The sequence below is a fragment of the Priestia sp. P5_B4 genome, assembly GCF_056400385.1.
In genome coordinates this window covers 1-756 of sequence record NZ_JBFULJ010001316.1, presented here as the reverse complement: position 1 = coordinate 756, position 756 = coordinate 1, and the positions used below count along the sequence as shown (strand labels likewise).

1 protein-coding gene is annotated in these 756 nt (G+C 36.5%); it reads left to right on the top strand.

Going from position 1 to position 756, the window contains the following annotated elements; genetic code table 11:
* On the top strand, nucleotides 1-756 hold a 756-nt coding region (locus AC1DRF_RS30710), incomplete at both ends, for a helix-turn-helix domain-containing protein (protein WP_477742660.1).

The window sequence follows — 756 nt, the reverse complement described above, 5'->3', positions numbered from 1 at the left end:
AAAAACAAGTAGGTCAGCTGATTCAAGATCTGCGAAAGATAGCGGAAATGACAACTGTCGAGTTATCAGAAGGAATTTGTACAGAAGAAGAGCTACATCGATTTGAACAAGGTGAAATTCATGCAAGCAGTGAAGTTCTCTATCATTTATCGAAACGCTTAGGGGTTCCGATGAATTATTTCTTTGAAGCAGGAGAGCTAACGCCCAACGATTATTCAAAAGAAATTAAATCGACCATTAGGCATTATATACGAAAACGCGATTATGAAACCGTGTTACATATGGTGAACAAAGAAAAAGATAATCCTATGTTTCAAGATCCTTTTCACGCACAATTTTTCCTATGGCACGAAGCCATATGTGATTATTATATTGGAAATAAATTTGAACAAGCGCTTCGTAAATTGGAAAAAGCTATTGCGTTCACGCGTACGAGCGAACAGTTTTATTCAGAAAAAGAGATTGCTATTTTAAATAGTATTGCTATTATTTATGAAGAAGAAGGTCATTTAAAAAAAGCGTTCAGTACGTTTATGGAAGGATTGCAGCATATTGCTTTGCTCCCTAAGTTAAAAGATCCTCTTGTCAAAATTCGAATTTTATATGGATTATCGCGTGCGCTTTTGCAAATGGAACGTTATGAAAAGTCGGTTAAATATGCACAAGCAGGACTAGAGCTGTGTATTCAGCATGAGACGCTTTATTTATTAGGAGAACTGCACTATCAAATTGGAGAAGCACTCTGCCAGCTTGGTG